This window comes from Clostridium sp., assembly GCF_026168755.1.
Taxonomy (GTDB): domain Bacteria; phylum Bacillota; class Clostridia; order Clostridiales; family Clostridiaceae; genus Clostridium.
The window spans coordinates 1-15,320 of the sequence record NZ_JAPFDR010000009.1 but is presented as its reverse complement, the minus strand read 5'-3'; the positions used below and the strand labels follow the sequence as shown (position 1 = coordinate 15,320).

At 29.3% G+C, this 15,320-nt stretch carries 9 protein-coding genes and 1 riboswitch; of the genes, 7 read left to right on the top strand and 2 right to left on the bottom strand.

Annotated elements, in window-relative coordinates; translation table 11 throughout:
- Positions 1-81 precede the first annotated feature (81 nt).
- A riboswitch (Lysine riboswitch) is annotated at positions 82-255 on the top strand.
- A gap of 204 nt (positions 256-459) precedes the next feature.
- From Q0Y03_RS05300 to Q0Y03_RS05290, 3 genes are all read left to right on the top strand, one after another.
- On the top strand, positions 460-1,902 hold the full coding sequence (locus Q0Y03_RS05300) for a YfcC family protein (RefSeq protein ID WP_297712804.1): 1,443 nt from the start codon (positions 460-462) through the stop codon (positions 1,900-1,902).
- Between the two features lie 148 nt (positions 1,903-2,050).
- On the top strand, positions 2,051-3,184 hold the full coding sequence (locus Q0Y03_RS05295) for a M20 family metallopeptidase (protein ID WP_297712803.1): 1,134 nt from the start codon (positions 2,051-2,053) through the stop codon (positions 3,182-3,184).
- Positions 3,185-3,592: 408 nt separating this feature from the next.
- On the top strand, positions 3,593-7,123 hold the full coding sequence (locus Q0Y03_RS05290; protein WP_297712802.1) for a beta-N-acetylglucosaminidase domain-containing protein: 3,531 nt from the start codon (positions 3,593-3,595) through the stop codon (positions 7,121-7,123).
- A 95-nt stretch (positions 7,124-7,218) separates the two neighbouring features.
- On the opposite strand, the gene Q0Y03_RS05285 is transcribed toward Q0Y03_RS05290, so the two are convergent.
- Positions 7,219-8,301, bottom strand: a complete 1,083-nt coding sequence (locus tag Q0Y03_RS05285; protein ID WP_297712801.1) for a PRK06851 family protein — start codon at positions 8,299-8,301, stop codon at positions 7,219-7,221.
- 243 nt (positions 8,302-8,544) lie between these two features.
- On the opposite strand from Q0Y03_RS05285, the gene Q0Y03_RS05280 reads away from it, so the two are divergent.
- The 4 genes from Q0Y03_RS05280 (at position 8,545) to Q0Y03_RS05265 (ending at position 13,685) form a co-directional block, all read left to right on the top strand.
- Entirely contained in the window at positions 8,545-9,390 is an 846-nt protein-coding gene (locus tag Q0Y03_RS05280; protein WP_297712800.1) for a transporter substrate-binding domain-containing protein, read from the top strand.
- A 176-nt stretch (positions 9,391-9,566) separates the two neighbouring features.
- A complete protein-coding gene (locus Q0Y03_RS05275) occupies positions 9,567-10,247 on the top strand; it encodes an amino acid ABC transporter permease (RefSeq protein WP_297712799.1) in 681 nt (226 codons plus the stop codon).
- Complete coding sequence (locus Q0Y03_RS05270) at positions 10,234-10,956, top strand: amino acid ABC transporter ATP-binding protein (protein ID WP_297712798.1); 723 nt, start codon at positions 10,234-10,236, stop codon at positions 10,954-10,956. Before Q0Y03_RS05275 ends, Q0Y03_RS05270 begins: the two co-directional genes overlap by 14 nt.
- 137 nt (positions 10,957-11,093) lie before the next feature.
- Complete coding sequence (locus Q0Y03_RS05265) at positions 11,094-13,685, top strand: tetratricopeptide repeat protein (RefSeq protein ID WP_297712797.1); 2,592 nt, start codon at positions 11,094-11,096, stop codon at positions 13,683-13,685.
- Positions 13,686-13,744: 59 nt separating this feature from the next.
- On the opposite strand, the gene Q0Y03_RS05260 is transcribed toward Q0Y03_RS05265, so the two are convergent.
- Positions 13,745-14,920, bottom strand: a complete 1,176-nt coding sequence (locus tag Q0Y03_RS05260) for a cation diffusion facilitator family transporter (protein WP_297712796.1) — start codon at positions 14,918-14,920, stop codon at positions 13,745-13,747.
- Positions 14,921-15,320: the final 400 nt, after the last annotated feature.

Sequence of the window (15,320 nt, the reverse complement as noted above, 5' to 3'; positions counted from 1 at the left end):
ATACAAAAAAAGCGTAAAATATCTTTACTTAGTCATATAAATAATGTATATTAAAAAGGTATTAATTTGACAAGTAGATATGAAGTAGATAGAGGTTGCGATATTTAAGAGTATGTTTATTGAGGTAAGCGCGATGATATAAACGGAAAGGAAGTTTCGCCGAAACGTATAGTTGATGCTTTAAGGCTATAATGTTGGGGTTATGTAAAATATATATAACACTGTCACAAAGTTTTGTGAAGAGCTATCACAATGGTTATATTTTTTATAATAAATACTTTAATTGAATTCTTTAGTATTTTATTGAATCTATAGTCTTGGGTGATAAGCTCAAGGCTTTTTTTATTTAAAGATATAAGAGAGCTAGTTAAGTAGAATTACTTTAATAAAATAGATTTAAAGTAGTATCTCTTTCACACTATCATGTCAAGGTATTGAATCTAGGAGGATAAAGAACTTATGCAAAGTGTAGCGAGTAACGAAAGAAAAGGCTTCTTTAAGAAGTTTAGTGGTGGGATAAAGGTTCCACATACATTAGTTATTATTTTTTCAATAATAATTTTAATGGCAATAGCAACATATATAGTTCCAGGTGGAGCATATGAAAGAATAGTAAAAGAAGTAAATGGACAAAGTAGGACAGTAGTTTTAAATGGATCATTTACATTTGTTGAGAATGAATCACAAGGATTGTTTAAAGTAATGCAGGCACCAGTACAAGGGCTTGAGCAATCAGCAGAAATTATAGCATTCTTATTCATAGTTGGAGGAGCATTTAGTTTAATAACTAGAACAAAGGCTATAGATTCAGCTATTGCTAAAGTTGTTAGTATTTTTAAAGGAAATGAGATATTAATAATTCCTATTATATTTACATTATTCTCTCTTGGTGGAGCAACTTTTGGTATGACAGAAGAAGCAATACCATTTATAACAATATTAGTTCCATTAATGCTAGCACTTGGATTTGATAGTATATTAGCTGTTGGTATAAGTTATTTAGGATGCATTGTAGGATTTGCAACAGCTATGCTTAATCCATTTACAGTAGGAATTGCACAATCAATAGCTGAAATTCCACTATTCTCAGGTATAGTATATCGTACTATTACATGGGTTATAACAACAGCTATAGGAATTGTATTCTTAATGATTTATGCAAGAAAAGTCAAGAAGAATCCTGAGTTTAGTCCAATGTACAAGTTAGATCAAGAAAAGCGTGAAAAGTTAAAAGAAACTCAAAGTGAAGAAATTGAATTTACATTTGCACATAAAATAATTATTGCTTCAATTGGTGTTTGTTTAGCAGTTATTATATGGGGAGTATTAAAGCAAGGTTTCTGGATTCCAGAAATAGCAGCAGTATTTTTAATAACAGGAGTATTTGCAGGAATAGTTGGTGGATTAAAGGCTGATGAAATGGCAGAATCATTTATAGCTGGAGCTAAAGATATGATTGGAGCAGCAATGGTAATTGGATTTGCAAGAGCTATAGTAATAATAGCTGAAAATGCTCAAATAATAGATACAATATTATATGGATTATCATCATTCATAGGCAAATTACCATCATTATTAGCTGCATGTGTTATGCTACCAGTTCAAATGTTTATAAATTTCTTTGTTATTTCAGGTTCAGGACAAGCGGCATTAACAATGCCAATATTAGCACCTTTAGGGGATTTACTTGAAATATCAAGACAAACAACAGTATTAATATTCCAATTAGGTGATGGTTTCTCAAATGCTATTTTCCCAACATCAGGAGTATTAATGGCGTGTTTAGGAATGGCCGGAATACCGTATTCAAAATGGTTCAAATGGATAATGCCATTACAAATTATATTATTTGCATTAGGTATTATATTCATAACTTGTGCTATGATGATGGGTTGGTCATAGGATTAAGATTTAAGTTTAAATAAAAATATAGTTTAAAATATGCTCAATATCTATTATAGAATATTTTTAGTAACAATATTTTTATATAATAGATAGAGAGTGTATTTTTGTATAAGCGTAAATTTAGATAGTATGGGAGGAATAAAAAGTGAAGACTAAAATATATAACGAAGGTCAATTAATTAAAGAAAGGTTAGCGGATATAAGTGATTACATATACAATAATCCAGAGTTAGGAAATGAAGAATATAAAGCTGTTAAAGCATTAACTACATTCTTAAAAGAGCATGATTTTAAAGTAGAGACTTCAATAGCAGGTATGGATACTGCTTTTAAAGCAACTTTTGATAGTGGAAAACCTGGAATGACTATAGGTTACTTATGTGAATATGACGCCCTACCTAAAATAGGTCATGGATGTGGACATAATATGATAGGGCCTATGTCTGCTGGTGCAGGAGTTGTTTTAAGTAAGGTATTGCATGAAGTTGGGGGAAAAGTTATAGTATACGGAACTCCAGCAGAAGAAACTAATGGAGGAAAGGTTATATTAGCAGAAGCTGGTGTATTTGATGAGTTAGACGCAGCTATGATAGTTCATCCAGATGGTGAAACTAGAGCAAGTGGCTCAAGTAGTGCATTATATCCAATAAGATTTATATATAAAGGAAAAACAGCACATGCAGCATCATGCCCAGAGAAGGGAATAAATGCTTTAAATAGTGTTATTCAATTATTTAATGGAATAGATGCATTTCGTCAACATGTAACACCAGATGTAAGAATGCATGGAATAATAACTAAGGGTGGAGTTGCAGCTAACATAGTTCCTGATGAAGCAATTGCAGATTTTTACTTTAGAGCTTCTACTAAGGCGAGAGTAACTGAAGTTGTAGAAAAGGTTAAAAAGATTGCAGAAGGTGCAGCTTTAATGACTGGAGCAACACTTGAAATGGAAAGATATGAATTACCTTATGATGATTTAAAAACAAATGAAACATTATCAGAAATGTTTAATAATAATTTAAGAGAATTAGGCATTACAGATATAAAAGAAGCTAAGGCAACTGGGGGATCTAGTGATATAGGAAATGTAAGTCATGTTGCGCCAACTATACATCCGTATATAGGAATAACAGATTGTCCAATGGTGGGGCATAGTGTTGAAATGGCCAATGCTACAATAACAAGTAAGGCACATGATAGATTATTAATAGCCGCTTTAGCAATGGCTTATACAGGTTATGATGTAATAGTTAGAAATGAAAGCTTAAGAAAGTAAATGTAAATAAAAGGTTCTTCCTCCGGGGTCAATCCAAATATTGGATTGACCCCGGAGGTGTATGTAAAATTTGGTAGAGAATAATTAACCATATGTCTAAAAAAGATAAAATTTAATATAAGTGGTTGAAATGTTATAATTTATGTAGTAATATGATATTAATATGATATGGAATTAAAATTTAGCGTGCGATCAATACATGTTGAGCATTAGCTGAAAAGGATTGTTTTATCCTTTTCAGCTTTTTTTTATTTTATTTTTTAAATTAAGGGGATATACATAAATTACATTTATATTTCATTTATTGATGGTGAAAACGTTAAAAAATAAGTTTGTAAAAGCCTACAAAACAATGGGTTGTAGCTTATACAATAGATTAATATATATAACAAAGGGGGAATTTTGAGAATGAAATTAAAAGCTCAAAATTTAAGGAAACTTGTGGCTAGAGTAATGACACTAGTTATGTTAGTTGCATTACTACCAAATGTATTTTTACAAGATGTACAAGCCGTGGAAAAAGAAGATGCAGGATATGAAATTTATCCAATACCTCAAAGTATAGAATACAATGATGGGACATTAAATTTAGGTAACGATGTAAATGTTGTTTTTGAAGATGGAATTGATGAAGCTACAAAAAATAGACTAATAGAAGTATTAGCTATTAAAGATATTTCATACGATATTAGTACAGAATTAAAAAGTGATAAAACAAACTTTTTAGTTGGATTACATAATTCAAATGGAATTGTTGATAATTATTTTACAGAAAATAATTTAAATGATAATTCTCATTTTGATAATTTTGATTCTCATATAGTATCAGTAAAGGATAATGTAGTAGCTGTTTTAGGAAAAGACACAGATGCTGCATTTTATGGAATTACAACATTAAAGCTAATATTTAAGCAATTAGATGGATCTGAAATTAGAAATTTATTAATAAAAGATTTTTCAGATGGACAATGGAGAGGATTTGTTGAAGGATATTATGGTATTCCATGGAGCAATGAAAATAGAAAGAGCTTAATGGAATTTGGTGGAGACTTTAAGATGAATGCTTATATTTTTGCACCAAAGGATGATCAATATCATAGTCTTAAGTGGAGAGAGTTATATCCAGATGAAAAATTGGCTGAAATAAAAGGGCTGGTTGATGTTGGGATTGCAACAAAAAATGAATTTATATGGACAATTCATCCATTTTTGAAGGATGGAATGGACTTCTCAACAGAAGAAAATTACAAAGCTGAATTAGAAAAAATTATTGCTAAATTTGAACAGTTATATAGCATAGGAGTACGTCAATTTGGTGTACTTGCAGATGATGCTGAAGGTGATGAAAAAAATCAAGTAAAACTTATGAAGGACTTAGAAGCGTGGAGATTATCTAAAAAGGATGTAAAGAATTTAATATTCGTTCCTAAAGTATACACAAAAGAGTCTGCTGGTGGAGATGTTAACAATGCTTACTTAAAAACTATAGGTACAATGCCAGAAACTGTTGATATAATGTGGACAGGTGACTCAATTCTTGGGTATGTAACTCAAGATACTTTTGAATTCTTTGAAGAAGCTGTTGGACGTCAAGCATTTATGTGGTTAAACTGGCCAGTTAATGATATTAACTCAAAAAGATTATTAATGGGTAAAGGTGAAATGCTAGATCCAGAAGTTAATAATTTTAAAGGTATAGTAACTAATCCAATGCAAGAAGCACAAGCTTCAAAAGTAGCTTTATTTGCAATAGCTGACTATGGTTGGAATAGAGCAGATTTTGACATGGATAAGAGTTGGAAAGATTCTTTCAAGTATATAGATGAAGATGCAGCTGATGAGTTATATACATTTGCTAAGCATATGAGTGATCCATCTCCAAACTGGCATGGTTTAGCTTTAGAAGAATCTAAAGAAATAAGCCCTATACTTGAAGAGTTCAGAAAAAAATTATTTGCTGGAGAATCTATTTTAGAACATAGTAAGGTTGTTTTAGATGAATATCAAGAAATTTTAGATGCTACAAATAATTTTGCAAAAAAATCTAAAAATGAATTATTAAAGAATGAAATAAAAGGTTGGGTTGATTCATTAAGAGACTTAGCAGAATCAACAATTGCATATGTAAATTCAGCAGTTGCTTTAGAAAAAGGTAACTATGATGAAGCAATGAAGTATTATGTTCAAGGTGAAGATGAATATACTGCTTCAAGATCTCATAGAGTACCAGCTATAAATGATGGACAAACTAGACCAGAACCAGGTACAAAAGAATTAATACCATTTGCAAAAGATTTATCAAGAATAATCAGTGAAAAAGTTAATCAAATAATAAATCCAGATACAGATATATTAACACTTTTACCTTACACAAATATGGGAGAAAAATTATATTGGGGACATATTCAAAATATAGTAGATGGAGATAATGCTAGATTATCTTGTATGTGGGTACGTGGAGCTGCTAAAGAAGGAGACTATGTTGCAGTAGAATTAAATAAACCAACAGAAATTAATAATATAATATTTGAACATGGTGAGCCAGGGGCTGGAGATGGATTTAACTATGTTAAATTCCAATACTCTATGGATGGTGAAAATTGGACTGATTTAAATGGTGAAGCATATGGGCCAAATCTTCAAAAAATAGTTATAGATAACTTAAATGTAACAGCTAAATATGTAAGAGCTATTCCAACTGGTGAAATTTTAAGTAACTGGATATCAGTTCGTGAATTCTCAATAAATAAAGATGATGCAGAACACATAATAAGAAATGTTTATACAAATGTTGAAGGATTAGCAGAAAATAAAGTTGATATTTATCCAACTAATGCAACACTTGCAGGATTAAATGATATTACATTAGCTGAAGGTCAATATGTAGGTATTAAATTAGATAAGATTAGAGAATTAACAAACATTACTACAGATGTTACAAGCAGAAATAAATTAACATTAGAAACTTCTATTAATGGTGTTGAATGGACAGCTGTAGAAGATACAACAAAAACTGTTGCAGCAAGATATGTTCGTTTCATAAATAAAGAAAAAGATACAGTTAAATTTAATGTAACAAATTTAGCTTTAGAATATTCTGATAATGATGTTACATTTGATATTAGACCAGCTGCAGAAGCTAAGTTTGAACCAACTAAATTAATAGATGGTAAATTAGCTACAGCATTTAAACCACAAGTAAATGCACCTAAAACAGGAAGCCTTGTATATAAAGTTTCTGAAGATACAAATATAACTAAAGTTACAATAATGCAAAATCCATCAACTATTTCAGATGCTGTTGTTTCTGTAAGAAATGAAAATGGATGGAGTGAAATTGGTTCTTTATCAAAAGCTATAAATACTTTTGATACATCTAGCTTAAATAATGTATTTGAAATAAAAATTGCATGGGATGGGGTTGCTCCAACTATTCATGAAATAGGAACTTCAACATCTAAGGAAGAGTCTGAAATTAATAAAGAAGAATTAAGTGCTTTAATTAATAAAGCTGAAGCTTTTAAAGCTGATGATTATACAGAAGAGTCATGGAATGTATTACAAGAAGCATTAGAAAATGCTAAGAAGATGATGGCAAATACAGAAGCTACTCAAGAAGAAGTTAATGAAGTTGTATCTGTTTTATCAAAGGCAATAGATTCTTTAGAGAAGAAGCCAGTAGTTCCAGGTGAAGATAATAAACCGGGTGAAGATAATAAACCAGGTGAAGATAGTAAACCAGGTGAAGGCAATAAACCAAATGAAGGAAATAAGCCAAGTGAAAATGTTAAACCAGAAAAGCCTAATAATGGTGGAAGTAATAAACCAGGGAAATTACCTGTTACTGGTGTAGAATCAGTAGCAGTAGCACTTGCAATAAGTGGAGTACTTTCAACAGCAGGGGTATTAACTTTAAGAAATAAAAATACAAAAAAATAATTATTTATAAAAAATGAGGCTTTTTAAGGCCTCATTTTTTATTCCAATATATAATTTAAAACATTAAATATTTAGATATTAGAAATTGACTATTACTATTCATATTTTTCAAATTTTTTAATGACTTTTTCATATATGTTATCAGCTACAGAGAAATCCATAGCTTTAATATAATATGATTCCAATTCATCATGTAAAATATGGGCATTATGAATTAAGGAAATACTCTTATTAACTAAATTATAGAATAAATCACTGTTATATTTTATATCATTATTTTTTGATGAAGATAAATTAGATTTAGTATAATCAAACAACTTATATTCTATTCCAGTATAATTAGCTTGGTTAATTTCATTATTAGTTATAATACAAGTGGAAATCTCAGGAATAAATATATGCTCAATACGCTCAGGAATAAAAGGATCATGCATATATTCAATAAAATAACCTTTCTTTTGACCGCAACTACCTATAAATTTCAAAATATCTGTTTTACTAAATCCAGGGCCACCAGTTAAGACATATTTCTTTTTAAAGTCAGTGCTTAAAGAATCAGCATAAGTAATGATTCCATCAGGAGTAATTGCAGTTGCAAATAAATGACGTTCATTACCATATCCAAACTTATCAGATTTAAAAATATTATTCTTTAAATTCTCAATCAAATTATAAATTTTATTAGAATCTAAGGAATCATAGTTTAAGCTACTCCAATCATCATGAATACATTTAGCTGAACCTAAAAATCTATAAGCCCTTTTGAAATTTTTACCTATTTCTTTGTTTAAAGCTATTATTTCTTTTTTGTTTTTAGCAAGAATATCAATATCAAGGGCATCACCCATATTAAGTATTTCATCAACAGCACCAGGAGTAATAGGATCAACTATATGAGGAGAAGTACCATCTAATAAAGCTATGTTTAACTCCTTTACTAAAATTCCATCTAAAGAATTTGGATCTGAAGAACAGTGATGATATTCGATTGTATATCCTTTTTTATTAAAATGAGCTGCAACCTTTTTCATTAATTGAGACTTACCAGTTCCAGGGCCACCTTTTATACAAAGGATTCGTTTAGCATCATCTTGAGGAAGTACATACCTGTAAAAAGAATAAAATCCCTTTGAAGTATTTCCTCCAGGGAATAGGTGTCTTTCTTTTGATGTAGACATTAAATCACTCCTAAATAAATATAAGTTATTCATAATATTTTATTCAACATGTACTAAAAAATAGACAAAATAAAATAAATAATTTTTAGATGCTCTATAGATATAAATATTCATTTACAATATGATATTTATGCATAAATATAAAAAATATAAAAAAGTATTGCATAAATATGATTTTATAGTGTATAATTATGCCATAGTTAAGGAAAATGCTTTATACAGAGTAATAAGGGGGATTTAAATATGAAAAAAGGATTAATAAAAAAAGTAGTTGCAAGTGCATTATTAGGAATTATGACTATGGGGTTTGTTGGATGTGGAGCATCTAATAATAAAAGTGCAACAGGAACTAAAGATTTATTAGAAACAATACAAGAAAACGGAAAAGTTGTTGTTGGAATGAGTGCAGATTACGCACCTTACGAATTTCATTACATAGATGAAAATGGTAAAGATGTTATTGGAGGATTTGATGTAGATATAGCTAATGAAATAGCAAATGCTATTGGAGTTGAATTAGTAATTCAAGAGATGGATTTTGATGCATTAGTAGCAGCATTACCAGCAGGAAAGATAGATTTAGTAGTATCAGGAATGAATCCTACAGAAGAGAGAGCTAAAGTAGTAGATTTCTCAGAAATTTATTATAATTCACAACATGGAATATTAGTAAGATCAGAAGATGTGGACAAGTATAAAACTTTTGCTGATTTAGAAGGAGCAAAAGTTGGAGCTCAATTAGGATCAACTCAAGAACAAATTGCAAGAAGTGAAGTTCCAAATGCTGACTTACAACTATTAAACAATGTTAATAACTTAATTTTAGAGTTAAAAGCAGGAAAAGTTGATGCAGTAATTATGGAAAAGCCAGTAGCAGAAATGGCAGTTAAATCTAATCCAGAATTAGCAGTAGGTAATCCAATATACGAAGATAAAACTGGTGGAAATGCAGTTGGTATGGCTAAAAACAATCCAGAATTATTAGCTAAAGTAAATGAAGTTATTAAAGAGTTAAATGAGTCAGGAAAAATGGACGAGTATATAGTAAAAGCTAATGAATTAGCAGGTAGTGTTAATATAGTTGAGTAAATTATTTAAAGTGTAGAATTTAGTTATAGCAGGGACTTTTAGAAATTTAAGAATTAAGTAAGTAATTAAGGAATTGAGGAATTATAAGTGATTACTTTTTAAGTTAAGATTCTTAATTTCTAAAAGAATCTGTTAAATAGTAAATTTTATATAAAACAAAAAGAGAGGGAGAAAAAATGAATTTTGATTTTAGTTTTGTGCCACAATATATGACTTACTATTTAGAAGGTGTTAAATATACATTATTAATTTCGTTAATTACAGTATTTTTTGGGGCAATATTTGGTTCTTTATTATTTTTTATGAAGACTTCAAACTTTCATATTTGGAAGATTAAGCCTTTAAAAGTAATAGCAGTAGTTTATATTGAAGTAGTTAGAGGAACACCAATGCTATTACAAATATTAATTATGTATGCAGGATCAAAGATGTTTTTTGGAATAGATTTAAGTCCATTTACATCAGCAATAATAGCAATAGCATTAAATTCAGCGGCATATGTATCAGAAATAGTAAGAGCTGGTATAGAAGCTGTTGATAAAGGACAAATGGAAGCAGCAAGAAGTTTAGGAATGAAAAAAAGCACTGCAATGATATTAATTGTAATACCTCAAGCAGTTAAAAATATATTACCTGCAATAGGAAATGAGTTCGTTGCAATAATTAAGGAATCTTCAATGGCATCAATTATAGGTGTTAATGAATTAATGTTTGCAGGAAAAGTAGTTGTAGGTTCTACATATCTTGGATTAGAACCATATATAGTAGCAGCAGGATTCTATTTTGTTATGACATTTACATTAGGTAGAATTATATCTCTTATAGAAAGGAGAATGAAAAAAAGTGATTCGCGTTAATAATCTTCATAAAAGTTTTGGAAAAAATGATGTTTTAAAAGGAATAGATGAACATATAAAAAAGGGTGAAGTGGTAGTTGTAATAGGACCATCAGGATCAGGTAAAAGTACATTTTTAAGATGTTTGAACCTATTAGAGGAGCCAACTTCAGGTAAAATAATATTTGAAGATAATGATATTACAGATAAAAAAGTTGATATAAATAAAATTAGAGAAAAGATGGGAATGGTATTCCAACAGTTTAATCTTTTCCCACATAAGACTGTATTAGAAAACTTAACAATAGCTCCTATTAAGGTTAAAGGTATTAGTAAAGCTCAGGCAGAAAAGAAAGCGATGGAGTTACTAGAGAGAGTTGGTCTAAGTAATAAAGCAAAATCATATCCATCATCACTTTCTGGTGGACAAAAGCAAAGAATAGCAATAGCAAGAGCATTAGCTATGGAGCCAGATGTTATGCTATTTGATGAACCAACTTCTGCATTAGATCCAGAAATGGTTGGAGAAGTTTTAAATGTTATGAAGGATCTTGCAAAAGAAGGAATGACAATGGTTGTTGTTACTCATGAAATGGGATTTGCAAGAGAAGTTGGAGATAGAATTATATTCATGGATAATGGGAATATTGTAGAACAGGGTACTCCAGAGGAAATATTCTCAAATCCCAAAAATCCAAGAACAATAGATTTCTTATCAAAAGTATTGTAAAAATATGTAACAGCCTCCGGGGTCAATCCAAATAATGGATTGACCCCGGAGGCCATTACAATATTTGGGTTCTCGTAATAATGGTGTTGTCAATATAATAAACTAATAGTAGAAGTAATAGTATTATTGGAGGATATATGAATAGAATCTTCAATTATGATTTTTTAAAGATAGAATTTAGATATATATATGAAGATATAGAAGAGTTAAAGAAAAAGACAACCCATGATGATATAGAGAAAAATATTAATGCTGTAATTGATGATATTATTTATTATATATATAAGAAAAATAGTATATTATATGATGAAAAGATTGAATGGCATAAAAGATTAGAAATGTTAAAAGAGATAAATCTAATATCTACTGATATATTAGATAAGATTCTTCTTTGGACAAAGAAAGTTAAAGTGAATTACTCTAATACTACTATAACAGTCGAAGAAGAACTTTCTGAGATGAAAATATTATATGAAGTTTTAGTTTGGTTTGTTGTTAGCTATGGGGAAGAGAATTATTCCTTAATATTAAATAACTTAATGGATTCAGAGAAAGAAATATTTAAAAAATATTTATCAATAACTAAAAGCAGTAAAGAGGAAAATATATCTAAGATTTTTGAGAGTAAAAGTGATGATGTGATAGAAAAAGAAGAAAATATAAGACAACTACTTGAAAAGGGTGAAAATTACTATTTTGGTAGGGGCGTTAAAAAAGATACTAAAAAGGCTTATAAATATTTCTTAGATGCAGCAAAATATAAAGATGAATATGCAGAAACTTATCTTGGGTTATTTTACGATAAGGGAATAGCTGTACAGAAAAACTATGAAATTGCATATCAATGGTATTACAAAGCTGCAATAAAAGGAAACGCATTTGCTCAATATTCTTTAGGAGTTTTATATTCTGAAGGTAATGGAGTTATTAAGGATTATAATAAAGCCTTTATATGGTTTCAAAAGAGTGCAGAAAATGATTATGTAGGTGCATATTATCAATTAGGACGAGCATATTATAATGGATTAGGTGTAGATAAAGATGAAGAAAATGCATTTAAATGGCATAAAAAAGCTGCCGAAAACAATCTACCAGCATCACAATATGCCTTATCATTAATGTATAAAAATGGAGAGGGTTGTGAGGAAAACTTAGTAAGTGCTTATTATTGGGTTGAAAGAGCTGCAGAAAATGATTATGAGGATGCTTATTATGTTGTTGGTAGATCATATTTAGAAGGAATATGCGTAGAGGTTAATTATAAAAAAGCATTTCATTATTTAAGCAAAGGATATTTAGCTTTAGATACTAACTGTATAGAATCCCTTGCAGAAATGTATTTAAAGGGCCTTAATGTAAAAAAGGATGTTTATACTGCATTAGAATTATATAATAGGGCACTGGAGTTTGGAGATAGGAGCATATATTTTAAGGTTGGAAAAGTATATGAAGATGAAGGATTAATGAATCAGGCCATTTCAATATATAATCAAGGCCATGAAGAGGGAAATTTAAAGTGTACTCAACGGCTAGGGATAATGTATTACAATGGTGAAGGTGTTGAAAAAGATTTAGAAAAAGCAATAGAATATATGGAGATAGCAGCGGCTAAAAAAGAACCACATGCTATGTATGTTTTAGCAGTTGCATATTATAGATTAAATAAGTTTGGTGATAAGACAAGTGATATTGCTAAGGCATTATTAAAAGAAGCATATGAGTTAGGTTCACCTTATGCAGCAGATTATTTAGCTTGTATAATGCTAAATGAATTAAAGGAAGGCAAGGATATTAATAAAAATGAACTTGTAATTTATATAAAATTTGGTGTAGAGAATGAACTAAAAGAATCAATATTTAAGTATGGATATATATATGAAAAAGGAATTGGAATAGAGCAAAATTATGAGAAAGCTTATTACTATTATACTTTAGCTGCAGAAACTAAATATATTAAAGCTATGATTAAGCTAGGAGATTGGTATAAGATAGGTATTTTTTTAAATAGAAATATAGATTTAGCAATTAAATGGTATGAAAAAGCAGCAAAAGAAGATGATATTGAAGCAATAGAAAAATTAATAGAGATATATGAGAGAGGAATTGGTGGTAGAAGAAGTGATATAAAAGCTATTTATTATGTGTTTAAACTTATTGACGTAGATGCAATAAAAGGAAAAGAAAAATTAGTATATTATTGCTTTAAAGGAATAGGCATTGAGGAAAATAAGGAAAAAGGATATGAATTGCTTGAAGAAATAAAAGAGATAGATTTAGGAACAGCAAAATATATTAATGGATATTTAGGTGAAGAAGGCTTAATAGATATTGATAATGATGAAATTATAAAACTATATAGGGAAGGAATAGAACTTGGAAATTTAGAGTGTTACGGACAACTGGCTATTTATTTGTATAATAATGATTTAAACAAAAATGATAAGTATAAAGAAGCATTTGAAGTTGCAATGGAAGGAAAAAACTTAGGAATAAACCAATGTAAATATATATTTTTTAAGGATAAACTAAAGGAGATTCAAAATGGTAGTATAGTTACTGTTGAGGAGTTAATAATTATTAAGAAGCTCAGCAATCTTATAAATAGTGGGTTTTATGAGGCAATTAATGATTTAATTGAATGGTATGATAATAGAAATCCACAGGATAAAAGAATATACTATGAATTAAAAGAAGAGGCAATATATTATAACATTGTTAAGAATGAGTAGCGTATTAAGTATAAAAAACGACGAAGCTTAAATTTAAGTCTCGTCGTTTATTGTTTTGTTTAAATAGCTAGGTCAACAGTAATAACACATCTATATTCAGGAGCTTTTTCCTTAATATCTTTTTCTATATTATCCAATAAATTAGCTGAAGCAATTTCATTAGCTAAACAGCTAGGACAAACTTCTATATCAAAAATTAAGTTTTTATTATTATTTTCCCCAACCACTCTAAAATCATGAAAGGACTTAACTTCTTCATATTTACTAAGAACATCTTTCAACATGTTTCTAGCTTCGATTATTTCAGCAGTATCAACACAAATAGGATCCATATGAATAACTAAATATATATTTAACTTTTTAGAAATTTCTCTTTCAGCAGTATCAATAATATGATGTATCTCCATAATATCTATATTACTAGGAATTTCAGCATGAATAGAAGCCATAATTCTACCAGGACCATAATTATGAACAATTAAATCGTGGATTCCAGTTATATTATCATAAGACATAACCATATCAGTAATATCACTAACTAAAACAGGATCAGGTGGTTCCCCAAGTAATGGACTCAAGGTTTCTTTAATAAGAGAAAAACCAGAATAAACAATAGCTAAAGCTACAACAATACCAATATAACCATCAATAGGAAAGGTTGTAAATTTAGATATTAAGAAAGAAATAACAACAGTAGTTGAAGTAAAAACATCACCCATGGCATCAGTTGCTGTTGCCTTTAAAGTAGATGAATTAATTTTATTTCCAATAGACTTATTAAATTTAGATAACCAAAATTTAAAGCCAATGGAAATAAGTAATAAGATAAATGGCCATAATTCAAAAGTTACTAGGGTTGGATTAATAATCTTTTGAAAAGATGTTTTAACAAATTGAAGACCAACAAGCATAACCATGAAAGAAACAATCATTGCAGTTATATACTCAATGCGGCCATGTCCAAAGGGGTGTTCTGCATCAGCAGGTTTGTTTGCCATCTTAAAACCAATTATAGTTATAATTGAAGATGCAGCATCAGATAAATTATTAAATGCATCTGCTAAAATTGAAACAGAGTTAGAAAATAAACCAACAGATAACTTTATTATAAATAAAATTAAGTTGGTAACTATTCCAATGATTCCAGCAAGATTAGCATAAGCACCTCTAACTTTTATGTCAGATACATTGTCATAATTTTTGACAAATCTTTTAACTAAAACATTTGAAAACATAAAATCCTCCCATTTTTATTTATAATCGATATAATTGCTTATATTAATAGTATGGTATTTTTTAAAACAATTACGCTTATTACAATATGCTAATTTAATCCAATATAAAAGTCAATTATATATTAATTAGAAATATAGCTTAAAAATTTTAAAGTTACTTTATATTATCAAAATAGTATAATATAGATAAGATATTACGCTTGATAAGGAGTTGATTTAGAGTGACTAAATTAGAAATATTAAGTCCCAAAGTAGATTTTGTATTTGTGCGACAAGAAGTTGTGTTAGGAGCTGTCTAAGGCAATAATAAGCCCTTCGGACTATTTCAGCTGCTTGAAATAATGCTACCAGCAGGTGCATTACTGGTAACGGTAGTGTGCTAAGCTGCTGGGACAAAGCA